We start from the raw sequence: 23,161 nt of genomic DNA, 5'->3' as shown, positions 1-23,161 counted from the left end.
GCAAGCGCTGCCGATCTTCCCGTTGCCTGATGGTCCCGCGCATTCCTCGTCAATAGAATGAATCGAACGAATCCGATTCGGACCGCGAATCATTCGTCCGATCTCGAATAACTTGACGTGAACCACCCGAGGCGCCTCCACACGCGTATCTCCATGCGGGCCGCATGGGCAAAGCCGGCATGTCGTGAGGCGACGTGAAATGCTGAAAAAACTGCTCAGAAACCGGGCGCTCGCCGTACTCGCGGCCGACATCGCGATGATCGTCACGATCGCGGTCGTGATGCTGGACGAAACGACCATGTCGCTCGCGGCGCTGCGAACGGAAACCGTACTCGTCGCGACGAGCGTGCTGTGCGCGACCTTCCTGCTGGGCCTGATCGACCGCGACCTGAGCGACAACGGCGTGCGCATCGCGCGTTATCTGCTTCGCGCGCTCGCGCTATGGCTGATCGCCCAGGGCAGCGTGTTCGTCATGATGATCGCGATGGCCGCGGTCAACGTCGCGTCGTTCGCGTGGTTCGTTCGCTGGACGCTGGGCGTCGCGGTGTCGCTGATCGCGTTTCGCATCGCGCTGTTCGTATGGCGGTGCCGCCGCGTGCGCGCGCCCAAGCGTTATCGCGCGATCGCGCTCGCGGGGACCGACGAGCGCATCGCGCAACTGACGTCCGCGGTGGAGCGCATGGCTTCGCCGTACCGGTTCGTCGCGATCTACCGGGTTTCGCCGGACGCCGGGGCGAGCGTCGGCGAGCTTCCGGTGCACCGCGACCTCGCGACGTTTGCGAGACACGCGCGGCAGCTTCGCGCGAGCGAGATCTGGATCGCGTTGCCGCTGAGCGAAGAGCGCGCGATCGTCGACGTGATCGAGGAATTCCGTCACGACTTCGTCGATCTGCGGCTGCTGCCCGACGTGAGCCAGCTCGCGCCGTTCGGCAGTCAGGCCGACGAAGTGCTCGGCCAGCCGGCCATCTCGCTCGCCGTGTCGCCGCTGACGCCGCGCGCGCGGATGCTGAAGGCGGCGTTCGACCGTACCTTCGCCGCGGTCGCGCTGATCGCGCTGATGCCGCTGCTGCTCGTCATCGGCGTCGCGGTGAAGCTGTCGTCGCCGGGGCCCGTGTTCTTTACGCAGAAGCGGCGCGGCGCCGACGGCGAAACGTTCGACATCTACAAGTTCCGCACGATGAAGCTGCACGTCGAGCGGGACGGAACGGTCGTGCAGGCGATGCGCAACGATCCGCGCGTCACGGCCGTCGGCGCGCTGTTGCGACGCACGAGCCTCGACGAGCTGCCGCAGTTCATCAACGTACTGCTCGGCGACATGTCGGTGGTCGGCCCGCGCCCGCACGCGGTCGAGCACGACGCGCAGTACCGCACGATCGTCGACGGCTATATCCATCGCTACCGGATCAAGCCCGGCATCACCGGATGGGCGCAGGTCAACGGGCTGCGCGGCGCGACCGAACGCGTCGAAAGCATGCAGTCGCGCATCGAGCATGACCTGTACTACCTGCGCAACTGGTCGTTCGCGCTCGATCTGCGCATCATCGGCGCGACCGTGCTGAAAGGGATCGTGCATCCCAACGCTTACTGAGCGGCCGGCCGCGTTCGCGTGACCAGCGAACGCGGCGCGCACTCACCCGAACCCCGCTCGCGCCCGGCTACCCCGGGGCCGAGCGCGCGCGGCCGCCGCACCCCGGCGCCGCCATCAAGGAATGTCAGATGAAGACCTCGAACGTTTCGACCGCGGCCGGCGCACGCCGGCGTGCGGTACACGCGATACGCACGGCCTCGCTCGCGGTGCTGGCCGGCCTCGCGCTGTCCGCGTGCGCGCTCGCGCCCGGCATGCGAATGGGCGATCACCCGTTCGTCCAGGAACTGCGCGCGACGCGCGCGCCCGATGCGGCGCCGGGCATCGCGCGCGCGGACGCACCCGCGCATCCGGCGGACGACGGCGCACCCGCACGCGCGGACGCGTCGCCTGCGCGCCTGCCCGTGCCCATCGTGCAGATCGACCCGCAGTTGATCCAGCGCCAGCGCGCCGAGAAGGCGGCCGCGACGGCCGCGCTGTCGGCGCTCGACGCCCCCGCCGCTTCGCGCTACCGGATCGGCCCCGGCGACGTGCTGCAGATCACCGTCTGGGACCACCCGGAGCTGGCCGCCGCGCAGCCCGGCTCGCCGCAGACGCCGCCGCGCGCGGCCGATCCGGTTGCCGGGTTCGTCGTCGACGATCGCGGCAATCTGACGTTTCCGTATGCCGGCAAGCTGAAAGTCGCGGGCCTGAGCGCCGCCGACGCCCAGGCGCGCGTCACGCAGGCGCTCGCGCGCGTCTATCGCGACCCGCAGGTGACGCTGCGCGTCGCGTCGTACCGTTCGCAGCAGGTCTATATCGACGGCGAAGTGCATGCGCCGGGCGCGCAGGCGGTCAACGACGTGCCGATGACGCTCGCCGACGCGCTCGCCCGCGCCGGCGGCTTCACGCCGGCGGCCGACCAGAGCGACGTGACGCTCGTTCGCGACGGTGTGCCGGTGCGCATCGACGTCGCGAAGATGATTCGCGAGCATCGCAATCCGGCCGACATCGTGCTGCGCGGCGGCGATCTGCTGAAGATCGCCGCGCGCGACGACAACGGCGTATACGTGATGGGCGAAGTCAACCGCCCGCTGCGCGCGCTCCCGAAGCGCAACGGCCGCCTCACGCTCGGCGACGCGCTGCTGCAGGCCGGCAGCATCAACTCGAACACGGCGGATGCCGCGCAGATGTTCGTGATCCGCGGCGACGCGCGCGGCACGCCGACCGTATTCCATCTCGATGCGCGCTCGCCGGTCGCGATGGTGCTCGCGAACGAGTTCGAGCTGGAACCGAACGACACCGTCTACGTCGACGGCAACGGCCTCGTGCGCTTCAGCCGCGTGCTCGCGCTGCTGTTGCCGAGCGTCAACACGGGCGCCGCCGCCGCGCTGGCAACCAAATGAGCGCGCGCCCGTCCCTGCTCGTCGTGTGCGAAGGCAATCTGTGCCGCAGCCCGATCGCCGCCGCGCTGCTGGCGGCACGGCTGCCGCACGCGACGGTCCGCTCCGCCGGCCTCGCGCCGCGCACCGGCCATCCGGCCGATCCGCTCGCCCGCGCCGTCGCGCGCGAGCTCGGTCTCGATCTCGACGCGCACGTGGCCGGCCCCGTCACGGCCGACCTGTGCCGGTACGCGGACCTGATCCTCGTGATGGACCGCGCGCAGCAGCGCGATATCGAAGCGCGCCACCTGTTCACGCGCGGCCGCGTGTTTCGCCTCGGCGAGCACGCGATCGCGCCCGGCGGCACGCGCGCCGCCTTCGACGTTCCCGATCCCTATCGCGGCACGCGCGCCGACTTCGTGCGCTGCGCATCGCTGATCGCCGCCGCCGTCGACGGCTGGCGCCCGCTCATCCTCGCGCGCTGGCCCGACCGGCCGGCCGCCCTTTCCCCGTCGACCTCATCATGACCGCATCGCCTTCCCGCGAACCCGCTGCCGAAAGCGAGTTCGATCTCGTTCACGCGCTCGACGTGCTCGGCGGCGCACGCTGGACCATCGCCACCCTGACCGCCGCCGGGCTCGGCGTCGGCGCGCTGTACGCCTTCCTCGCGCCGCCGACCTATCAGGCCGACCTGATGATCCAGACCGACGACGGCGGCGACAGCGCGGCGAAGAACCTGCTCGGCGACGCCGCGTCGTTCTTCAACGTCAACGCGCCGGCCTCGGCCGAAGCGCAGATTCTGTCGTCCCGGCTCGTCGTGACGCGCGCCGTGGACGATCTGCGCAGCTACATCGTCGCGAAACCGAAGCGCTTTCCGCTGATCGGCGATTTCGTGTCGCGCCTGAACGACGGCGTCGTGCAGCCGGGCCTGCTCGGCATCGGCGGCTATGCATGGGGCCAGGAACGCGCGAACGTCACGCGCTTCGACGTGCCGAGGCGCGCGCAAGGCGACACGTTCAGCCTCACGCGCATCGATGCGCGGCGCTACCGGCTGTCCGGCCGGGATCTGCCCGACGACGCGATCGGCCATATCGGCCGCGCGGAAACCTTTGCCACGCGCCATGGCCCGCTGTCGATCGAGGTCGCCGGCTTCGACGCACTGCCCGGCACGCGCTTTCGCCTGATCCGCAACGGCCGCGCCGACACGATCGACGCGCTGCGCACCGCGCTCGACGTGCAGGAAAAGATCAAGCAGTCGGGCGTGCTCGTCGCGACGCTGCGCGGCGACGATCCGGCCGCGCTGGGCGCCACGCTCAACGCGCTCGCGCAACGCTACGTCGAACAGAACGTCGAGCGCCGCTCCGCGGAGGCCGCGCACTCGCTGGCGTTCCTCCGGGACCAGTTGCCGACCGTCAAGCGGCAGCTCGAGGAGGCCGAGCAACGCTATGCGACGCTGCGCAGCAGCGGGCATTCGATCGACCTCGCCGAGGAAGGCAAGCTCGCGCTGCAGCAGGGCGCGGACCTGCAGACCCGCGTGCTCGAACTGCAGCAGAAACGCGACGAGCTGTCGCGGCGGTTCCTGCCGTCGCATCCCGACATGGCCGCGCTCGATGCGCAGCTCGCGACGCTGCGGCATCGGCAGGCCGCGCTCGACACGGATCTCGCGCGGCTGCCGCAGCGGCAGCGCGACGAAGTGCGCGCGCAACTCGACGTGAAGGTCGGCACCGATCTCTACACGGCGCTGCTGAACAACATCCAGCAGCTCGAACTGGTCAAGGCCGGCAAGACCGGCAACGTGCGCGTCGTCGATACGGCCGTCGCGCCGGACGATCCCGTGCGGCCGAACCGTCCGGTCGCGATCGGCGTGGGCGCGCTCGTCGGGCTCGCGCTCGGGATGCTGATCGCGTTCGCCCGCGACTTCCTCTATGGCGGCCTGCGCAGCGTCGACGAGATCGAGCGCCACGCCGGGCTGCCGGTGCTTGCGGTCGTGCCGTCCGCCGCCGGCCAGCGCGCGATGATGCGCGCGATCGAGCGTCAGGACGCCGGCCCGCACCTGCTCGCGCTCGCCGAGCCGTACGAGCCGGCGATCGAAAGCCTGCGCAGCCTGCAGACCGCGCTGCATTTCTCGCTTGCACAGGACGCGCGCCCGGTCGTGCTGATCACGGGGCCGGCGCCGGGCGCCGGCAAGTCGTTCGTCGCGGCGAATTTCGCGGCGGTGCAGGCGGCCGACGGCAAGCGGGTGCTGCTGATCGACGGCGATCTGCGCAAGGGGCGCCTGCATCAGTATTTCGGTGTCGCGCGCGACAACGGCTTTGCCGATGCGCTCGCGGCACATGCGGCGCACGACGGCATCGTGCATCGCGGGGTCGAACCGAATCTGGACTTCATCGCGACGGGCGCGTTGCCGCACGCGCCGGCCGCGCTGCTGCAGCGCGCGAGCGTCGGCGCGCTGATCGGGCAATGGCGCGCGCAGTACGACATGGTCGTGATCGACGCGCCGCCGGTGCTTGCCGCCGCCGACGCCAGCTGGCTCGGCAAGCACGCCAGCGCGATCCTGCTGGTCGCGCGCGCGGGCAAGACGAAGGCCGGCGAACTCGCCGAAGCCGCGAAGCGCGTCGCGGGCCACGGCGGCGCGGCGCCCCGCGTCGTGCTGAACGGCATCGACGCGCGCGGCGGGCGCTGCGCGTACGGCACGAAATACGGCGGCTACCGCTACACCGAATACCGCTATGCGAACGAGCCCGAGGACGCGTCCGCGCGCGGCTGGCGCGCGGCGCTGCGCCGCCTGACCGGGAGAGCGGCATGACGGTCGTCGATCTGGCCACGCCCCCCTCCCGACACGGGGCCGCCCATGCGCCCACGCGCGCACCCGAGCGCACCGGGCCGCCGTTGCGCATCGCGATGGTGGTCGAGGCGGCCGGCGGCGGCGTCGCCGTGCATCTCGTCGACCTGATCGCCGGCCTCCACGCGCGCGCGAACGTCGAGATCCATCTGATCGCACCGCGCGGCGCGCGTTTCGACGAAGCCATCCTGGCCGACACGCCCCTGCGTTGCGCTTCGTTTCATCGGCTGCCGTTCCGCCGTTCGGTCGGCCTGCACGACGTCGGCGCCGCACGCGCGCTCGCCCGGCTGCTGCATGAGATTCGGCCGGACGTGGTCCACAGCCACAGTTCGAAAGCCGGCGCGCTCGCGCGCCTGTGCGGCGGGCCGTGGAAACAGATCTACACGCCGCACGCCGTATATACGCTGAACCCGACGCTGTCGGCCGTGAAGCGCCGCGTCTACGGCGGCATCGAGCGCTGGCTCGGCAATCGCCGCTCCGACGCGGTGATCGCCGTCTCCGGCGACGAAGCCGACCACCTGCACGCCCTCGGCATCGCGCGCGACCGCATCCGCACGATCCCGAACGGCGTGACGCCGCCCGCGCTGCTGCCGCGCGAAGCCGCGCGCGCCGCGCTCGGCGTGCCGGACGACGCGTTCGTCATCGGCTTCGTCGGCCGCTTCGATGCGCAGAAGGGCGTCGACCGGCTGGTGCGCATCGCGCGCACGCTCGCCGCGCGCGACGACGGCCGGCTGCACATCGTCGCGATCGGCTCCGGCGACTTCAACCGCGCCGCGGGCGCCGAAGCGGACGACCTGCCGCTGAACCTGCGCGTCGCGGGGCGTATCGACAACGCGCGGCGCTACTTCTCCGCGTTCGACGTGTTCGCGCTGCCGAGCCGCTACGAAGGGTTCCCGTACGTATGCATCGAGGCCGTCGCCGCGCAGGTGCCGATCGTCGCGACCCGCGTCGCGGGCGCGGCCGAACTCGTCGACGGCTACCAGGTCGGCCTGAGCGTCGCCAACGGCGACGACCCGCGCGAATTCGCCGCCGCCCTCGCGCATCTCGCCGGCTCTCCGGCACGGCTCGCGAGCATGCGCGAGCAGTGCGCGCTCGCCGCCCGTCATTACTCGGCGGACACGATGGTCGAGCGCACGCTCGCCGTCTACCGCGAACGCCTCGAGGAGGCCCCCCGATGAGCGCCCCCGTTCATGTCGCGCTGCTGCACGCATACAGCACGCGCAATTCCGGCGACGGCCTGCTCGTCGACCTGTCGATCGGCCTGCTGCGTGACGCGTTCGGCCCGCACGTGCGTGTCACCGTGGTCGCCGCCGATCCGGCATCGTTTGCGCATCTGCCCGACGTTCATCCGGCTCCGGTGCTCGCGGCGCGCGGCGCGGCCCGCGTCGTGCAGGCAGGCGCGGCGCCGCTGCCGGTCGCGCTCAATCCTTCGCTCGGCGCGCTCGGCCACCTGCTGGACGGCGTCGACCTGATCGTCGGCGTGGGCGGCGGCTACCTGCGCGCGCGCACCGCGATCGAAGCGCTGAAGCTCGAAGCCGGCCACCTGCTGCAGATGCGGCTCGCGCGCGCCGCGCGCAAGCCGACCGTCTACCTGCCGCAAAGCATCGGGCCCGCGGCGAACCGGCCGTGGCTCGCCGCGCATCTGCGGACGATGCTCGGATCGTTCGACGACGTGTTCGTGCGCGACGACCGGTCGGTCGCCTTCCTCGCCGGCAACGCGAACACGCGCCGCGCGCCGGACCTGGCGGTACTCGAGTTCGCGCGCCGCCACGCCGGCGTCGCCCCGCGTCGCCCGGCCGCGGACACACGGCCCGCGCACATCGCGATCGTGCTGCGCAAGCCGCCCGCGTGGAACGACGCGCAGCGCGCACGCTATCACGCGTCGACCGTCGAGCTGATCGCGCTGCTGCGTCCCGCGTGCCGGTTGACGTTCGCGGTTCAGAGCACCGGCCGCGGCAACGACGACAGCGCGTACTACCGCACGCTCGGCATCGACGCGCCGAGTTCACTCAAGCATGTCCTCGCGCACGACACGCCCGACGCCGTCGTATCGGTGCGCCTGCACGGCGCGCTCGAATCGATCCTGCACGGCGTGCCGGCATACCACCTGAGCTACGAACGCAAGGGTTTCGGCGCATACGCCGATCTCGGCGTGGCCGACTGGGTCGCGAACGCGGCGGACTTCGACGCGGCGGCCGTCGCGCGAACGCTGCTCGCCCCCGGCGCGCTCGCGCGCTTTCGCGACGCGACGCACGGCGGACTGACGCGCCTGCAGTCGGCGCGCGACGCCCTCGTCGCGTCGCTGCGTAACGCCGTGTCCCGGCCGGCCGCGCGATGACGGCGCTCGGCTCCCGGCTCGCGCTGCGCATCGCCGCGCTCGCGATGAAGTTCGCGTTGACGCTCGCGGTCGCGCGCACGCTCGGCTTCGATGCCGTCGCCGCCTACGGCTTCGCCGTCGCCGTGTCGGTCGTCGCGTCGAAAGTGCTCGGGCTCGGCTTCAGCACCGAGCTGAACCGGCGGCTTTCAGGCGATGCGCCGGCGAATGCGATCCGCACCGCGACGCGCGTGTTCGCGCGCTACGGCGTCGTATATGCGGCGCTCTGCGCACCGCTCGCGGTGCCCGGCTGGGCGGCTCGCGTGCTGCACGTCGCGGCGCTGCCCGACCTGCCGCTCGTGCTCGTTGCATTCATCGCATGCGCCGAACACGCGGCGCTCGAAATCAATACCTATCTGTTTTCGCTGCATCGCGCCCGCGTCGCGTCGTGGCTGCTGTTCGTGCGGACCGGCGCGTGGGCCGGCGTCGCGATCGCGGCGCTCGCGGCCGGTGCGATCGGGTCGGTCGACGCGCTGTTCGTGCTGTGGCTGACGGCCGATGTCGCGGTGGTCGCCATCGGCTGGGCGGTCATCTCGCGCATCGCGCGCGCCCAGCCCGCGTCGCGCACCGCGGCCCGCCCGCCCGCGGGCAGCCTGGCGGCCGTGTGGCGCGACGGACTGCCGTTCTTCGTCGCATTGCTGCTGATGTCGGTCCTGCAATATCTGGAGCGCTTCGTCGCGGCCGGCGCGTTGCCGGCCGCCGAACTGGGCCGGTACGTGTTCGTCTGGTCGATCGCGAATGCGATCCAGACCGTCGCGGCGGCGACCGTCGTCGTGGTCGCCGCGCCGCGCTTCGTGCGCGCGCTCGGCGCGGCGCGCGCCGCGTTCCGACGCGAACTCGCCCGCTCGATCGGCGCATCGTTCGCGTTGACGGCCGCCGCCGCCGTCGCGATCGCCGCGCTGCACGGGCCGGTTTTCCAGCTCGCGCACCAGCGCGCCGGGACACTGCAGACGGCCGGCCTCGCGATCCTGTCGACGTCGTTCGTGCTGCGCGCGCTCGCCGACGTGCTGTGGGCGGCGGCCGTCGCGCTGCGCGCGGGCCGGCCGGTCGCGCTCGCGATGGTGGCGCTGACGCTCGCCTGCCTGCCGGTGTCGATCGCGCTGGTTCGCGGCCTCGGCGCGCTCGGCGCGGCGTACGCCCATCTCGCCGCGAGCGTCGCGATGACGGCCGCGCTCGCGTGCATCGTCGCGTCGCGCCGTGCCCGCACGGCCGGCGCGTTACCGGGAGCCGCCGATGCTTCGTAAGCTGATGGCAAGCGGGCCGCTGCTGAGCCGTCGGCTCGTCGATGCGATCGCCGCGTGCGTCGCGCTGCTGTATCTCGCGGTCTATGCGAACGCACGGGCGCTGCTGCCCGAGTTCATCTTCCGCGATGCCGACAAGATCGATACGCAGATCGGCGGCGGCGCAACCTACGACGGCACGTCGTTCGATGCGGTCGGCCGCTTCTATCGCGCGCTCGGCGGCGCGGGCACCAGCGTGTTCGTCGCCGCGCTCGGCGTGCTGTTCATCTGGCTCGCGCTGCGGCAAACGCGTCGCGCCGGCTCGCTGTTCGCCAACCTCGTGCTGATCGCGCCCTGCCTGTTCTTCAACCTGTTCGTCGCCAGCAAGGACACGCTCGTCGTGCTGATCGCGGTGCTGGTCGCGCTCGCCGCGCGCCGGCTCGGCACGGTGCGCACGCTGGCTATCGCCGTCGTGCTGTATGCCGGCTACGCGGCGCTCATCCGCAGCTATTTCGCGCTGATCGTGCTGTGCGCGGGCAGCGCGTGGGCGTTCCGCCGCGCGCCGTTGCCACTGAAGTTCGTCGCGCTGCTGCTGGCCGGCGCGGCATTCGTCGCGCTGCCCGATTCGGTCTACACGCTGCTTCAGCACCCGCGCGACGTGGCGGTCGACTACCTCGTGTACGAATCGCCGTTCGGCGCGCGGACGAGCTTCTACAATCCGTATCCGCCCGATTCGTTCCTGCATTTCGCCGGCAACTACGCGTACTCGGTCGCGCGGCTCAACCTGCCGATCCTGTTCTCGTTCGACGTGAAAGGCATCGCGATGCAGGGCTTCATCGCGCTCGTGCTCGCGTCCGCGTGGCCGCGCGTCGCGCCGCCGGCCGACACGCGCGCCGCGTCGCTGCGCGGCGGCGACACGCTCGCGTGTCTGGTACTCGGGCACGTCGCGGTGTCGATGCTGTTCGAACCCGATCTGGGCAGCTACACACGGCATCTGTCGAGCGTCGCGCTGTTCGCCGCCGTGCTGTGGCCGTTGCGCACGGCTCGCGCGGCGGCCCCGTCCGCGCCGCCGGCCGCGTCAGTCGGGTCCGTGTAGCGCGCCCCGGCGATCGCGCAGCGCCCGCGCCACCGCGTCGAGCGCCGGCTTGGGCGTCCCGTCCGCGCGGACGAGGCCGTAGTTCCGCTGCGCGGCATCCGGCCCGTTCGGCGTATCGGCCCATTCGTAGATCGAGATCAGCGGCGTCATCGATTCATTCGATGCGGCGAGCAACGTCGTCAGGCGTTTCACCTGGCGCGCGTCGCCGCCGGGGCCGACCGACGTCGCGCCGTCCTCGGTGATCGCGACCGGCAGCCCATAGCGCGCCTGCACGTCGCGCGCGGCCGCGCGAATCCGCGCGGGCGCCATGCCGTACGCGTGGTACGAAATCGCGTCGACGCATCCGGCCAGCGATGGCGCCAGCGGCTTCAGCAGCCGATCCGGCACCGAGCCGGCGAACGGCGCGCGCGAGAATGCGAAGCCGATCACCGGCACACGCGAGCGGTGTTCGCGCAAACGCACGCAGACGGCCTGCATGAAAGGCGCGAACGTCGAATCGACCTCGCCGGTAGGCCAGTATTTGTCGAGATCGGGCTCGTTCCACAGCTCGATGGCCAGCAGTTGCGCGCGGTATCGGTCGGCAAGCCGCGTCACCGTGTCCGCCAGCGTCGCGCCCGCTTCGGCGAGCGCAGCCATGCGCCGTTCGGCCGGCACATCGCGCGGCGCGAGCGGTTCGAGCGTGCGGATGGTCAGCAGCACCGGCAATTGCGCGTCGTGCGCCGCCGCGATCGCGGCATCGACCGCACGGCGATACGCGGGCCGATCCAGCCGGTCGGTCCAGACGCCGATCCGCACGAAATCGAAGCCGGTGACGCGGATGCGCCGGGCGTCGTCCGCGGTGAACGACGGCAGTTTGACCTGCACGCCCACGAGCGGCGCACCGTCGCGCGACGGCGCCGGCCAATGCGCGCGCGCGCCGGCGCACGCGCATCCGGCCGCCAGCGCGAGCGCGGCGATCAACGGATAGCGAAAGACGACATGCATGGATGTCCTGCGATGAAGCGCGACGTGCCGATGCACGAACACGCGGAAGCGGAAAAAAGGCGCGTCGCGGCGGCCGTCGCGAGCCCGGCGGCGAAGGCCGTCGGCGCCGCATGGATCGCGATCGGCTTCCAGGCGATCCGCCGCCTCGCGGCGAGATCGGACAACGACATGATCGCGCACGCGAGCGACGCGAACGCGACCGGAATCACGCAGATCCGGATCAACGGAATGAAGAGGCCGCCGAGCGGCTGCGGCGCGGCGGCGTCGGCTCGGTACGGATGGTGTCGTTCATCGAGCGTCCTTCTCGCGAAGAAACGGCCGCACGGCGGCCGCCATACGCGTCGAACGCGCACGCGCGAATGCCCGGTGCTCGCATCTGGCAGCGTGATTTTCCGAACGGCAGCCGACATGAAACCGGCTTGCGGCCGCGCCCACCGGCCGCCATGGGACACTCGCGCCTGCACACTCGTCGTGCCGGTGAAAAAGGGGCCGCCCGTGACAGGCGGCCCAACCCAAATCACCCACCGGCGGCCCACTCGCCGCCGACGAATTCATTATTGCGTAACGGCCCGACGACGTGAATCAGCCAGGTCCTATTTCACGCGACGCCGTCGCTCAGAGCAGCAACAGCGCACCCGTCGCGACCAGCGTCGGCCCGATCGCCGCGGCGAGCAGGCCGGCCACGCTGACCGATTCGTCCGCGAAGCCGCGTCGCACGATCGCGAGCCCGGCGGGATTCGGCACGTTGGCGATCACCGTCAGGCCGCCGCCCGCGACGGCGCCCGACACCAGCATGTATTTCGCGCCGTCGGGCATGCCGGCGATCAGCGAGCCGAGATAGGTGATCGCCGCGTTGTCCATCACGGCGGTCAGGCCGAGCGCGCCGGCATAGAGCGCGTACGCGTCCATCGATGCGACGATCGGCTGCAGCCACCACTGCTGCAGGCCGCCGAGCACGACGAGCCCGCCGAGGAAGAACGCGACGAGCAGGCTCTCGCGCAGCATCAGCGGCGACTGATAGCGTTCGTACGCGGCCGTGAAGCCGAGAAAGAACAGCAGCAGACCGATGAACACGGCCGGATGATGCGCGCCGAGCACGACGCCGACCAGAAAACCGACGTGAACGAGCGTCACGCCCGCCGGCACCCGCTCGCCCTGCGCCGCCGACGCGACCGCCGGCGCGCCGGCGCGCCGGCCAGCGCACCGTACGCCATCGGCAGGGCCTCGCGCCTCACGCCACGCATCACGCGCCGATTCACGAGCCCGGGCGCACGCTCGTACACGCCGGAAATCGACCCGCCCGGCTGCACGTCCGCCCCTGCCGCGGTTACGCCACGGCTGTCACCGCGCGCTCCGCGTCGAAGAAGGTTGCCCGCGCAACCTCATCCGCACGCGCATACGCGCGGTTCACGCCGCTGATCACCGCACGGATCGACGCGGTCGTCAGGTTCGCGTCGACGCCGACACCGAACGCGCTGCCGCGCACGCCCGTGCCGGCCAGCTCGGCGATCGCGATCGCCTTCGCATCGGCGCCCTGCGACAGCGCGCGTTCCTCGTAATGCTGGATCCGCAGCGGCGTGCGCAGCGCATGCATCAGCGCGTCGAGCGGGCCGTTGCCCTCGCCGCGCAGCACACGGCGCTCGCCGTGCACATCCGCGGTCAGCACGATCGTCTCGCGGCCGTCGCGCTCGGTCAGCTCATGGCCGACATAGCGCAGCGGCGTGGCGCTTTCGACGTATTCCTGCTGGAACAGCGACCAGATCTGCGCGCTCGTCACCTCGTGCCCGCTGTCGTCGGTCAGGCGCTGCACGGCCGCGCTGAAATCGACCTGCATGCGGCGCGGCAGCGCAACGCCGTAACCCTGTTCGAGCAGATACGCGATACCGCCCTTGCCCGACTGGCTGTTCACGCGAATGATCGAATCGTACGTGCGGCCGAGGTCGCTCGGATCGATCGGCAGGTACGGCATTTCCCATACGGCGTCGGCGCGCTGTACCGCGAAGCCCTTCTTGATCGCGTCCTGGTGCGAACCGGAGAACGCGGTGAACACGAGATCGCCGACGTACGGATGGCGCGGGTGGATCGGCAACTGCGTACATTCCTCGGCCGTGCGCGCGACTTCGTTGATCCGCGAGAAATCGAGACCCGGATCGACGCCCTGCGTGTACAGGTTCAGCGCGAGCGTCACGAGATCGACGTTGCCCGTGCGTTCGCCGTTGCCGAACAGGCAGCCCTCGATCCGGTCGGCGCCCGCCATCACCGCGAGCTCGGCCGCCGCGACCGCGGTGCCGCGGTCGTTGTGCGGGTGCACGGACAGGATCAGCGAATCGCGGCGCGCGAGATTCCGGTGCATCCATTCGATCTGGTCCGCATAGTAATTCGGCGTGCCGATTTCCACCGTGGCCGGCAGGTTCACGATCGACTTGCGCTCGGGCGTCGGCTGCCATACGTCGAACACCGCATCGCAGACTTCCTTCGCGAAATCGAGTTCGGTCGCCGTAAACGTTTCCGGGCTGTACTGCAGCGTGAATTGCGTGTCGGTCGCCGCGTCGGCGCAGCGCTTGATCGTGCGCGCCGCGTTCACCGCGAGCTGCTTCACGCCGTCGCGGTCGAGGCCGAACACGATCTTGCGGAATTCCGGCGCGGTCGCGTTGTACAGGTGGACGATCGCGCGCTTCGCGCCGCGCAGCGATGCGAAGGTGCGCTCGATCAGGTCGTCGCGCGCCTGCGTGAGCACTTCGATCGTCACGTCGTCGGGAATGTGGCCGCCTTCGATCAGTTCGCGAACGAAGTTGAAATCGGTTTCCGACGCGGACGGGAACGCGACCTCGATCTCCTTGAAGCCGATCGCCACCAGCGTCTTGAACATCCGCATCTTGCGCGCGCCGTCCATCGGCTCGAACAGCGCCTGGTTGCCGTCGCGCAGGTCGGTGCTCATCCAGATCGGCGCCTGCGTGATCGTGCGCGACGGCCACGTGCGGTCGGGCAGGTTGACGGGCATGAACGGTCGGTATTTCGTCGCGGGGTTCTTCAGCATCATGATGTCGGTCCTCGGTCTGTTCGTCGGTAAAGCGCGGCGCGGCGGCCATCGGCGTCAGGCGCCGGCTGCCTGCGCAGCGGTGAAAACGGCAGGAAAAGCGGTAACAAAGCGGCACAACGGCAAAGCGGTACGGCAAACGACGGCCTTGACGGTTGAGCGACCGGGACGAAGCGGAGAGACGACGAAGGAAAGACGAACTCAGGCGCCGGTCGACAACCGGGGCCAGGTCGGTGATGCGGGGAAAATCTGGCGCTTCAGGAAAGAAGCAGATGGAAAGCGCGCAGCCGCGGACCCAGCCCGGAGAAGCGGGCTAGTAGTCGTAGGGGGAAGAGGAACTGGGCGGCGTGCATGACCGGCATCAAATCACAGGGCGGCCACGGCTGTCAACCGGGCGCAGAATCAGTCCAGTCCGATAGGCGCCGGCATCCTCCGTGGCTATGCTTCACGGGTGCGGCACCGGTGAAGTCCTATTCATGTTCGGAGTGAGTCGGTCCAGCCTCTTCGCCAGTCGCCGCACACTCCTCCCTTGCAATCGCGCTTCGGTGTGGGCGTTCGACGGTGGCCGGTGGGCGCGGCCACGACAGAGATACCGATGTTGAAACGAAACGCTGCCATATGCGAACGCCGAGCGTCTGCTCCGAAGCGCGATTGCTTCCCCCGCCGCCTCCCCGCTCGCGCATCGTTCACGAAAACGATATACGCATCGATATAGTTTCCCGAATATATCGAAATCGCGCTCATTAAAAACATTTCACTCAATCGATTAGCCTGCCTTTTCGATTTTCTGAACAATAACCATTCTCGTTCGAATATTTTTTTATTTATTTTTCGTCATGCTTTGTCCGTCGCGTTTCAAACGGCAAACGTTTGCGCGGCAAGGTTCGCGCCTTATCCAATACTTATCAGGAGGCAAGCATGGCCGATTCTCAAACGTCATCCAACCGCGCCGGCGAGTTTTCGATTCCACCGAATACCGATTTCCGCGCGATTTTCTTCGCGAATGCCGCCGAGCAACAGCACATCAAGCTGTTTATCGGCGACAGCAAGGAACCCGCCGCGTATCACAAGCTGACGACGCGCGACGGCCCGCGTGAAGCCACGCTGAATTCGGGCAACGGCAAGATCCGTTTCGAAGTGTCGGTGAACGGCAAGCCGTCGGCCACCGACGCGCGCCTCGCGCCGATCACCGGCAAGAAGTCGGACGGCTCGCCGTTCACGGTCAACTTCGGCATCGTCGTATCGGAAGACGGCCACGACAGCGACTACAACGACGGCATCGTCGTGCTCCAGTGGCCGATCGGCTGACCTGACGCACGATCGACGGCCGTCCCCGCCGGTGGCCTCCATGGCGGCCGGCGGGTTGCGCCGCGTTCGGCGGGCCCCGCCTGATCCAGCCCCCCTCATCATCGGAGACTTTCATGCCGCTCCTTTCGGCTTCGATCGTCAGCGCACCCGTCGCGACATCGGAGACTTACGTCGACATCCCGGGCCTCTACATCGACATCGCGAAGGCCGGGATTCGCGACGGGAAACTGCAGGTCATCCTCAACGTGCCGACGCCTTACGCGACCGGCAACAACTTCCCCGGCATCTATTTCGCGATCGCGACGAACAAGGGCACCGTCGCGGACGGCTGCTTCACCTATTCGTCGAAGGTCCCGGAGGCAACCGGCCGCATGCCGTTCACGCTCGTCGCGACGATCGACGTCGGCAGCGGCGTCACGTTCGTGAAGGGCCAGTGGAAGAGCGTGCGCGGCAGCGCGATGCACATCGATTCGTACGCGAGCCTTTCCGCGATCGGGGACACGGCCGCTCCCCCGTCGTCGCAAGGCGGCGGCAACCAGGGCGCCGAAGCCGGGGGCACGGGGGCCGGCACCGTCGGCGGCGGCGGCGAGCGCGACGGCACGTTCAACCTGCCGCCGAACATCAAGTTCGGCGTCACCGCGCTCACCAACGCGGCGAACGACCAGACGATCGACATCTACATCGACGACAACCCGAAACCCGCCGCGACGTTCAAGGGCGCCGGCGTCCAGGACCAGAACCTCGGCACGAAGGTGCTCGATTCCGGCAACGGGCGCGTGCGCGTGATCGTGATGGCGAACGGCAGGCCGTCGCGGCTGGGCTCGCGACAGGTCGACATTTTCAAGAAGTCGTACTTCGGGATCGTCGGATCGGAAGACGGCGCCGACGACGATTACAACGACGGCATCGTGTTCCTGAACTGGCCGCTGGGTTGATCGGCGGCCGTCACGAACGATCGCAATGGCGACGGGGACGACCACGCATTGCGCATCGTTCGGGCAGTCATTTGCAGTCCCATGCTTTGCTCCGCGCGCGGCCCGGTGAAATCCGTTCACCGGGCCGCGCGATGCGAGACCTTCCATCGAGACGAGGACGACATGTCACAACCCTTTACCCACGACGACCTGTACGCACTGCTGCAACTCGCGGGCAACGACGCCACCGCCGTGCAGGCCAACGGCGATCAGGCCGTGCTCGACCGGATGCGCCAGTTCATGACCGCGCAGCTCGTCGAGAAACTGCCGCAATACGACGTGTTCGTCGATATCGCGACGATCCCGTACAGCTTCGACGTCGGCAGTTGGCAGAACAAGGTGAAAACCGATGCGGCAGGCCAGGTCGTCGCGTGCACGGTGACGTGGGCCGGCGCGCCGGGCGTGCTGCCCGGCGCCGCGGCGAAGTTCGGTGTCGGCGCGGTGGTCAATTACTTCTCGAAAGCGACGCCGCAGCCCGTGCAGCCGGCGCCCGTGCCGACCGGCGGCGGCGAACGCGACGGCGTCTTCAACCTGCCGCCGAACATCGCGTTCGGCGTGACCGCGCTGGTCAATTCGTCGTCCCCGCAGACGATCGAGGTCTTCGTCGACGACAACCCGAAACCGGCCGCGACGTTCCAGGGCGCCGGCACGCAGGACGCGAACCTGAACACGCAGATCGTGAACTCGGGCAAGGGGAAAGTGCGGGTGGTCGTGACGGCGAACGGCAAACCGTCGAAGATCGGCTCGCGTCAGGTCGACATCTTCAAGAAGACCTACTTCGGGCTGGTCGGATCGGAAGATGGCGGCGACGGCGACTACAACGACGGCATCGCGATCCTGAACTGGCCGCTGGGTTGAGTCGCGTCAGCCCGACGAGCGTCGCCACGCCGCCCGGCGTGGCGATGGGAAACGTTCCAGGGACGGACCTGCCCCGTCCCGGTTCTTGAAGTTGTTGGTTATCAGCAGAGCCGTTTCGCGAAACCGTGCCGCCTTGCGCTATCTCGATCGCCGCGCCTCGCCATCACCACGCCCACCGCACGCCCGCATTCCCGGTGATCGTGCGCTGATGCTCGCCGCCGAGATTCGTCAAATAGCTGACCGTCGCATACACGCTGCCGCGCTTCGTCAGCTGTGCGACGAGCCCCGCGCCGATCTGCCCGGCCGTCTGCCCGATCTGCGTGCCGATCGCCGTCGAGCCGCCGAACGTCGTCTTGTCGTCGGCGCCAAATGCGCGCAGCACGTTCACGCGCAGGTACGGCTTCCAGTTCACGCCGCTCGCGTCGAACGCGTATTGCAGCCGCGCGCCGATCCGGCCGAGGAATGTGTTGCCGTTGTTCCACGCGACGCTCGACACGCCGTCGTCGAAGCGATCGAGCGACAGCCATTGCCACACGAGCTGCGCCTGCGGCTCGAGCGTCAGTCCGTTGCCGAGCGCGATCGGCAGCCCGGCTTCGATGGAGCCGGTGAACGCGTTGCCGTTCGTCGAGCCGTTCACGTTGTCGTTCGAATGCGAGCGCACGGTCAGCGCGCTGCCCATCAGCACGGCGTCCGTGTACCAGCCGCCCGGGCCGATGTGCGTCCAGTAGCCGCCGAGGTTGTACGCATTGACCTGCAGCGAGCCCACGCCCAGATCGGGCTGCGCGAGCGCGAAGCCGCTCACGTCGCCGACCGCGCGCGAGAAGCCGAGGAAGAAGCCGTAGTGATTGCGATGGCCGCTGGCGGTCGTATCGGCGTAAAGATCCTGCCCGATCTGCATCCCCCATACGGCGCCGTCGAACGACGGCGTCGCGTCGCCCTTCTGCTTGATGTTGCCGTGGCCGCCCCACACGCGGGCCCACGACGCGGGCACCGAACCGTTTTCGGCCAGCAAGCCCTGCTCGCCCTGCCGGTCATGGAACGTGTCGATCTGCAGCAAGCCGAGCTGGCGCGCGATGGCCGGCGCTTCCGCGTACAGCGGCACTTCCGGGCGGTAGATCGGTTCCGGATTGCCGTCGGCGCCCGCATGGTCGACCGCTTCGACGATCGATTCCGGCGTGCCTTCGGCGGCCGTGATCGGCGGCTCGGCGGGCGGCGTCGGCTGGCCGGGATGAACGACGGGCGGTTGCGGCTTCGGCGGCACCGTGTTGCGCAGGTACCAGTTGTCGCCCGTGCCGGTCGATGCACCGCCCTTCGCGAGGAAATACGTATAGGCGCCCGCGCTGACCGTCCCGCCGGACAACGAGAACGCGCCCGCGCTCGTCGTCGCGCCGTTCGCGGCCTGCACGACCTGGATGCCGTCGCCCGTCGTCTGCGCGCCCGCGCCGCCGACGTTCGTCACCTTCAGCGTGCTCGCGCCACTTGCCGTGCCGCCGCTGACGACGAGTTTGTCCGACGGCGCGCCATCGCCGGCAAGCGTCGTGTTGAGCGCGAGCGTCGCGTTCTGGCCGACGTAATTGCCCGCGACCGTCAGCGTGTTGCCCACGCCGCTGCCGCCGAGCTGCACGAGCCCCGCGGTGGTCAGGTTGCCGTTGATCCGGAAATTGCCGGTCGCGCCGCCGCCCAGGCTCGCCAGCGCGTTCGCGACCGACAGCGTGCCGTTGTTCGTCACGTTGCCCGTCACGCTGCCGTAGCCGCCGAGCGTGGCGCCCGATGCCACCATCACCGGGCCGCCGCCGCCCAGCGTCGCCGACGCGCTCGTCGCGTCACCGACGATCACGGTGCCCGCATTGACGTTCGTGCCGCCCGCGTAGCCGTTCGTGCCGTTCATCGTCAGCGTGCCGCTGCCGAGCTTCGTCAGCGAGCCCGCACCCGTGACGCCCTGCGTCAGCGTCGAGTTGAAGCCCTGCGTATCGATCGTGCCATTGTTCGCCGTGATCGATACCGCCCGGCTCGAAGCGACGTCGAACGCGCTGCCGAGTTGCAGCGTGCCGCCATTGAACGCGAGCCCGCCCGACGCCGCGCCGAGCGCAGTGTCCGCGGCCACCGACAGCGTGCCCTGCGTGATCGTCGTGCCGCCCGAATAGGTGTTGCCGCCGGCCGATGAAGGCGCCATCGTCAGCGTGCCCGCACCGGTTTTCTCCACCGCGCCCGAACCGCCGATCGTGCCCGTGTACGTGCCGGCGCCGTCCTGCTGGAAGCGCACGAGCCCGTTGTCGGTGACGGACAGCGGCAGGTTCGATGCATTCGCCTGTAGCGTCGCGCCCGCGTCGACGGTCGCGACGACCGATGCCGTCGTCGTGCCGAGCGTGCCCGTGAGGTTCAGCGTGCCGCTTCGCACGAGCGCCGTCGAGAACGTACCGGTGCCGGCCCACGTCCAGTCTGTGCCGGCCATCGTCAGGCTCTGGAAATTCGCGAACGCGTTCGATGCGGTGCCCGTGCCTTGCAACGTCACGGTGTTGGCGCCCGCGCCGCCGTTGGCCGTGCCGACGATCTGCGAGCCCGTCTGCAGGATCAGCGTCACGTTGCCGTTGCCGCCCTGGATCGCGGTGCCGCCACCGCCCTGGATCAGCCCCGCGTTGGTGATCGTCGTCGCGCCGTTGGTCGAGCGCACGCCGATCCCGTTGTTGCTGATGATCCTGCCGCCGGCCTGGTTCGTGATCGTCGCGGTGAACGAGCCGCCGAGCGTGTTCGACACGACCGCGTCGACGCTGCCGCCGCTCGTCGCGGTGCCCGTCGTCTGGATCGTGCCGCTGTTGACGAGCGTGTCGTTGTTGCCCTGCATGTAGACGGCCGGCGCATCGCGGCCATTCGACGTCAGCGTGCCGCTGTTGGTGATCGTGCCGTTGCCGCCGAGCAGCGACGCCGCACGCGCGTTGTTGCCGGACGTCGTCACCGTGCCCGTGTTGACGATCCGATTGCCCGACGCGCCCGGATTGCTTTGCCCCCATGCGGCCGTCATCCCGTACGCGTTGTTGCCGGTGGTCGTGATCGTGCCGTTGTTGACGAGCGTGTTGTCGTTGCCGTTCGCGGCCATCCCGTCGTTGTAGGTGCCCGACGTCGAAATCACGCCGGTCGCGCCGTTGGTGAGCGTGTTGCCGTTGTTCACGCCGAGCAGCACCGCGCCGCGGTTCGCGACGCCCGTGCCGTTGCCCGACATCGACAGGTTGCCGTTGTTGGTGATCGCGCTCGATGTGTCGACGGAGAACGGGGTCGGCGCGGACGTCAGCACGTAGCCGCCTGTCACGGTCGAATCGAGGTTGATCGTCACGTTGGTGCTGCCGCCCGTGGCCACGACCGACGGTGCGTTCGCGCCGGTACACGTGACCGTCGTTCCGCTGCCCGGCGCGGTAGCCGAGCACGCCGCATACGCACTGACCGGCACCGCGCCGCTCAGGATCGCCATTCCGCCCAAACCCAGATTCCACGCCTTTCTTTTCATTTTTCCGCTCGCATTTATTGGTGACGTTATTGCTGCAAATCGGTGCGTGGAACGGGTTATAGCACCTGTCTTGAAACAATCGCAAGATCAGAATGCGTGATACCGGCAATCACGCCGCGAATCATTTCGCATCGGGAAATAAATGGAGTGGAATTGCCGCCATGCAGCATGCGAAGCCGCAGCCGGGCGTGGGCGGCTTGGCGAGACGAGAAGTCGGTTTAATTTACCGACACTCGCTTACACATACTCATCGAACGTGATGCAATCCGAATCAATCGGAAAATTTGACGCGACTCGATGAATGACGGAAGGCGCGGACTATTGCGCGCCATTTGACGATGTTGCTTCGCACGATCGCGCGCCGTTCAAACACGGCCACATTGCCGGATAGCCGCGCGTCGACGAAAAATGTGCCCCACCGATACGATGCCGACCACCGCGGCCGGCATCCGGCGAACGATCAACCCGCCTGCGACGCGCCAGCCTTCGACATCGCGACCGGTTGCGCGACCGTGGCCGACGCGAGCTGCGTGCGCGCATCGCGCGCCACGCGGTTGAACGCCATACGTTGCGCGCCCTTCAGCCTCGCCGCCTTGGCCGCATGAACGAGTTCGATCGGATCGACGAGGCGGGCATGCCGGCGCACCTCGAAGTGCAGATGCGGGCCGGTCGCGGTCCCCGTGCTGCCGACCGCGCCGACACGCTGGCCGCGCATGACGCGCGCGCCGGTTCGCAGCGTCGGCTCGAACGCCGACAGGTGCGCGTAGTACGACGCGTAGCCGCCGTCATGCCGAATCACCACGTATTTGCCGTAGCCGCGCGGCTCGGTGCCGATGAACGTCACGACGCCGCGCTCCGACGCATGAACGGCGCGGCCTGCCGGCGCAGCCAGATCGATGCCCGAATGCACATGGCGCACGCCGGTGACCGGATGCACGCGTGTGCCGAAGCGCGAGCTGATGCGCTTCGCATTGACCGGCATCGCAAACCGCGCGCCGGCGAGCGGCATGCCGTCGAAGTCGTAATAGGCGCCCGGCGCACCCGCCTTCGGCGCGAACCACACGCCCGCGACGCGCTGGCCGCGAAAACGGACGTCGAGCGCCGTCACGCGCATGCGGCCAGGCCGCCCGGCACTGTCGTCGCGTTCGAAGGCGACGCGGAAGGTATCGCCGGCCGCGGCGCGCTGCTTCGGATCGATGCGCCCGGCCAGCATGCGGGTGATCTGCGCAGCGACGCCGGCCGGCAGATCGGCGCGCGCCAGCGACGCGCGCAGGTTGCCGACGATCGCACCGGCGCGCGTGCCGCGATCCGGCGCCGCGAGCGTGAACGGCTCGGCCGATGCCAGATCGACGGCGCCCCGCTCGGCCGCCGGCTGCGCGTCCATCGCGGGCAACGCCGACGCCAGACCGTAATCGAACCGCGACGCATAGCCGCGTTCGACCGCGTCGCGCGCCGAATCGCACAGCACGCGGTAAGCCACGCACGCGCCGAATCGAACGGCGAGATCGTCGCGATCGGCGCCCGCCGACAGGCCCGACGCATGCGCGGCGTACGCGACGTCGAGCGGCACCGCCGCCGATGCGCGCAAGCCGCCCCACGTCGTCCGGGCGGGATTGAAAAAAGGCACGTCGACAAGGTCGGGCGTTGCAGCCGTCACGGGCGCAACGGGCGCCGCGGTGTGAGTCGCCTGTGCCACCATGCCGTGCGTACCCGCCATGCAGGCCGTCACGACGGCGCTGCGCAACAGCGCACGGCTAATCGGGAAACACGGGACACCGCGCCGGGCGGATTGACCTTGTTCGCGTGCGAGACGGAAACGCAGGTTCAACCGCATGACGTCGTCACTCGCTATCGATGAAAAATCGGGAAAAGCCGGGTATCGCGGAAGAACGACCGTCACGATCCGGCAACTTGGAAGCGAGTGTATCGGCGCACGCAAAATGACCAAATAGGCCATGTCCTATTTGGATGGGCATACGCTTCGTACACGGACGAAATCGCAATTTCGCCGCGGCTCGTATTC

At 69.3% G+C, this 23,161-nt stretch carries 16 protein-coding genes and 1 pseudogene; 11 read left to right on the top strand and 6 right to left on the bottom strand.

Translation table 11 applies throughout. From position 1 onward, the window contains the following. Positions 1-199: 199 nt before the first annotated feature. The 8 genes from CFB52_RS29435 (at position 200) to CFB52_RS29400 (ending at position 10,478) form a co-directional block, all read left to right on the top strand. Complete coding sequence (locus CFB52_RS29435) at positions 200-1,588, top strand: undecaprenyl-phosphate glucose phosphotransferase (RefSeq protein WP_099318201.1); 1,389 nt, start codon at positions 200-202, stop codon at positions 1,586-1,588. A gap of 128 nt (positions 1,589-1,716) precedes the next feature. Then, positions 1,717-2,970: a polysaccharide biosynthesis/export family protein gene (locus tag CFB52_RS29430; protein WP_099318200.1), complete on the top strand. Its 1,254-nt coding sequence runs from the start codon at positions 1,717-1,719 to the stop codon at positions 2,968-2,970. Continuing rightward, the gene (locus CFB52_RS29425; protein WP_099318199.1) at positions 2,967-3,473 is read left to right on the top strand and encodes a low molecular weight protein-tyrosine-phosphatase; all 507 of its coding nucleotides are present in this window, start codon (positions 2,967-2,969) and stop codon (positions 3,471-3,473) included. Before CFB52_RS29430 ends, CFB52_RS29425 begins: the two co-directional genes overlap by 4 nt. Continuing rightward, the gene (locus CFB52_RS29420) at positions 3,470-5,752 is read left to right on the top strand and encodes a polysaccharide biosynthesis tyrosine autokinase (protein ID WP_099318198.1); all 2,283 of its coding nucleotides are present in this window, start codon (positions 3,470-3,472) and stop codon (positions 5,750-5,752) included. The genes CFB52_RS29425 and CFB52_RS29420 overlap by 4 nt, the downstream gene beginning before the upstream one ends. After that, the gene (locus tag CFB52_RS29415) at positions 5,749-6,966 is read left to right on the top strand and encodes a glycosyltransferase (protein ID WP_099318197.1); all 1,218 of its coding nucleotides are present in this window, start codon (positions 5,749-5,751) and stop codon (positions 6,964-6,966) included. Before CFB52_RS29420 ends, CFB52_RS29415 begins: the two co-directional genes overlap by 4 nt. Beyond that, positions 6,963-8,126 (top strand): polysaccharide pyruvyl transferase family protein, encoded by a 1,164-nt coding sequence (locus tag CFB52_RS29410; RefSeq protein WP_099318196.1) that lies wholly within the window; start codon positions 6,963-6,965, stop codon positions 8,124-8,126. The genes CFB52_RS29415 and CFB52_RS29410 overlap by 4 nt, the downstream gene beginning before the upstream one ends. Continuing rightward, the gene (locus CFB52_RS29405; RefSeq protein ID WP_099318195.1) at positions 8,123-9,406 is read left to right on the top strand and encodes a polysaccharide biosynthesis protein; all 1,284 of its coding nucleotides are present in this window, start codon (positions 8,123-8,125) and stop codon (positions 9,404-9,406) included. Before CFB52_RS29410 ends, CFB52_RS29405 begins: the two co-directional genes overlap by 4 nt. Further along, complete coding sequence (locus CFB52_RS29400; RefSeq protein ID WP_099318225.1) at positions 9,396-10,478, top strand: hypothetical protein; 1,083 nt, start codon at positions 9,396-9,398, stop codon at positions 10,476-10,478. The genes CFB52_RS29405 and CFB52_RS29400 overlap by 11 nt, the downstream gene beginning before the upstream one ends. On the opposite strand, the gene CFB52_RS29395 is transcribed toward CFB52_RS29400, so the two are convergent. From CFB52_RS29395 to leuA, 4 genes and pseudogenes are all read right to left on the bottom strand, one after another. After that, a complete protein-coding gene (locus CFB52_RS29395) occupies positions 10,461-11,462 on the bottom strand; it encodes a cellulase family glycosylhydrolase (protein WP_099318194.1) in 1,002 nt (333 codons plus the stop codon). The genes CFB52_RS29400 and CFB52_RS29395 overlap by 18 nt on opposite strands. Next, entirely contained in the window at positions 11,435-11,872 is a 438-nt protein-coding gene (locus CFB52_RS35465; RefSeq protein ID WP_144029775.1) for a cation:dicarboxylate symporter family transporter, read from the bottom strand. The genes CFB52_RS29395 and CFB52_RS35465 overlap by 28 nt, the downstream gene beginning before the upstream one ends. A 205-nt stretch (positions 11,873-12,077) precedes the next feature. Continuing rightward, a pseudogene (locus CFB52_RS29385) lies at positions 12,078-12,629 on the bottom strand (putative Na+/H+ antiporter); the annotation flags it as partial. Positions 12,630-12,789: 160 nt separating this feature from the next. Then, positions 12,790-14,499 (bottom strand): 2-isopropylmalate synthase, encoded by a 1,710-nt coding sequence (gene leuA / locus CFB52_RS29375; RefSeq protein ID WP_059574803.1) that lies wholly within the window; start codon positions 14,497-14,499, stop codon positions 12,790-12,792. A 918-nt stretch (positions 14,500-15,417) separates the two neighbouring features. Here leuA and CFB52_RS29370 point away from each other — a divergent pair. The 3 genes from CFB52_RS29370 (at position 15,418) to CFB52_RS29360 (ending at position 17,639) form a co-directional block, all read left to right on the top strand. Beyond that, positions 15,418-15,807 carry a fucose-binding lectin II gene (locus CFB52_RS29370; protein WP_059574709.1) on the top strand — a complete coding sequence of 130 codons (390 nt, stop codon included), beginning with the start codon at positions 15,418-15,420 and terminating at the stop codon, positions 15,805-15,807. A gap of 113 nt (positions 15,808-15,920) precedes the next feature. After that, positions 15,921-16,742: a fucose-binding lectin II gene (locus CFB52_RS29365; protein WP_099318191.1), complete on the top strand. Its 822-nt coding sequence runs from the start codon at positions 15,921-15,923 to the stop codon at positions 16,740-16,742. 162 nt (positions 16,743-16,904) lie between these two features. Then, positions 16,905-17,639, top strand: a complete 735-nt coding sequence (locus CFB52_RS29360) for a fucose-binding lectin II (protein WP_099318190.1) — start codon at positions 16,905-16,907, stop codon at positions 17,637-17,639. Positions 17,640-17,802: 163 nt separating this feature from the next. Here CFB52_RS29360 and CFB52_RS29355 read toward each other — a convergent pair whose 3' ends face one another. Further along, the gene (locus CFB52_RS29355; RefSeq protein ID WP_099318189.1) at positions 17,803-21,102 is read right to left on the bottom strand and encodes an autotransporter outer membrane beta-barrel domain-containing protein; all 3,300 of its coding nucleotides are present in this window, start codon (positions 21,100-21,102) and stop codon (positions 17,803-17,805) included. A 496-nt stretch (positions 21,103-21,598) separates the two neighbouring features. Next, positions 21,599-22,972: a M23 family metallopeptidase gene (locus CFB52_RS29350; protein WP_099318188.1), complete on the bottom strand. Its 1,374-nt coding sequence runs from the start codon at positions 22,970-22,972 to the stop codon at positions 21,599-21,601. Positions 22,973-23,161: the final 189 nt, after the last annotated feature.

This window comes from Burkholderia sp. AU18528, from assembly GCF_002223215.2.
Classification (GTDB): domain Bacteria; phylum Pseudomonadota; class Gammaproteobacteria; order Burkholderiales; family Burkholderiaceae; genus Burkholderia; species Burkholderia semiarida.
The sequence above is the reverse complement of the archived record's forward strand: the minus strand, read 5'-3'. Positions and strand labels throughout refer to the sequence as shown.

What these genes read in the sequence shown, in the direction of transcription:
- CFB52_RS35465 (WP_144029775.1), bottom strand. Translation starts at nt 11,872, where the DNA reads ATGTCGGCTGCCGTTCGGAAAATCACGCTGCCAGATGCGAGCACCGGG.
- CFB52_RS29400 (WP_099318225.1), top strand. Translation starts at nt 9,396, where the DNA reads ATGCTTCGTAAGCTGATGGCAAGCGGGCCGCTGCTGAGCCGTCGGCTC.
- CFB52_RS29415 (WP_099318197.1), top strand. Translation starts at nt 5,749, where the DNA reads ATGACGGTCGTCGATCTGGCCACGCCCCCCTCCCGACACGGGGCCGCC.
- CFB52_RS29350 (WP_099318188.1), bottom strand. Translation starts at nt 22,972, where the DNA reads ATGCGGTTGAACCTGCGTTTCCGTCTCGCACGCGAACAAGGTCAATCC.
- CFB52_RS29365 (WP_099318191.1), top strand. Translation starts at nt 15,921, where the DNA reads ATGCCGCTCCTTTCGGCTTCGATCGTCAGCGCACCCGTCGCGACATCG.
- CFB52_RS29355 (WP_099318189.1), bottom strand. Translation starts at nt 21,102, where the DNA reads ATGGCGATCCTGAGCGGCGCGGTGCCGGTCAGTGCGTATGCGGCGTGC.
- leuA (WP_059574803.1), bottom strand. Translation starts at nt 14,499, where the DNA reads ATGCTGAAGAACCCCGCGACGAAATACCGACCGTTCATGCCCGTCAAC.
- CFB52_RS29420 (WP_099318198.1), top strand. Translation starts at nt 3,470, where the DNA reads ATGACCGCATCGCCTTCCCGCGAACCCGCTGCCGAAAGCGAGTTCGAT.
- CFB52_RS29435 (WP_099318201.1), top strand. Translation starts at nt 200, where the DNA reads ATGCTGAAAAAACTGCTCAGAAACCGGGCGCTCGCCGTACTCGCGGCC.
- CFB52_RS29395 (WP_099318194.1), bottom strand. Translation starts at nt 11,462, where the DNA reads ATGCATGTCGTCTTTCGCTATCCGTTGATCGCCGCGCTCGCGCTGGCG.
- CFB52_RS29430 (WP_099318200.1), top strand. Translation starts at nt 1,717, where the DNA reads ATGAAGACCTCGAACGTTTCGACCGCGGCCGGCGCACGCCGGCGTGCG.
- CFB52_RS29405 (WP_099318195.1), top strand. Translation starts at nt 8,123, where the DNA reads ATGACGGCGCTCGGCTCCCGGCTCGCGCTGCGCATCGCCGCGCTCGCG.
- CFB52_RS29370 (WP_059574709.1), top strand. Translation starts at nt 15,418, where the DNA reads ATGGCCGATTCTCAAACGTCATCCAACCGCGCCGGCGAGTTTTCGATT.
- CFB52_RS29360 (WP_099318190.1), top strand. Translation starts at nt 16,905, where the DNA reads ATGTCACAACCCTTTACCCACGACGACCTGTACGCACTGCTGCAACTC.
- CFB52_RS29425 (WP_099318199.1), top strand. Translation starts at nt 2,967, where the DNA reads ATGAGCGCGCGCCCGTCCCTGCTCGTCGTGTGCGAAGGCAATCTGTGC.
- CFB52_RS29410 (WP_099318196.1), top strand. Translation starts at nt 6,963, where the DNA reads ATGAGCGCCCCCGTTCATGTCGCGCTGCTGCACGCATACAGCACGCGC.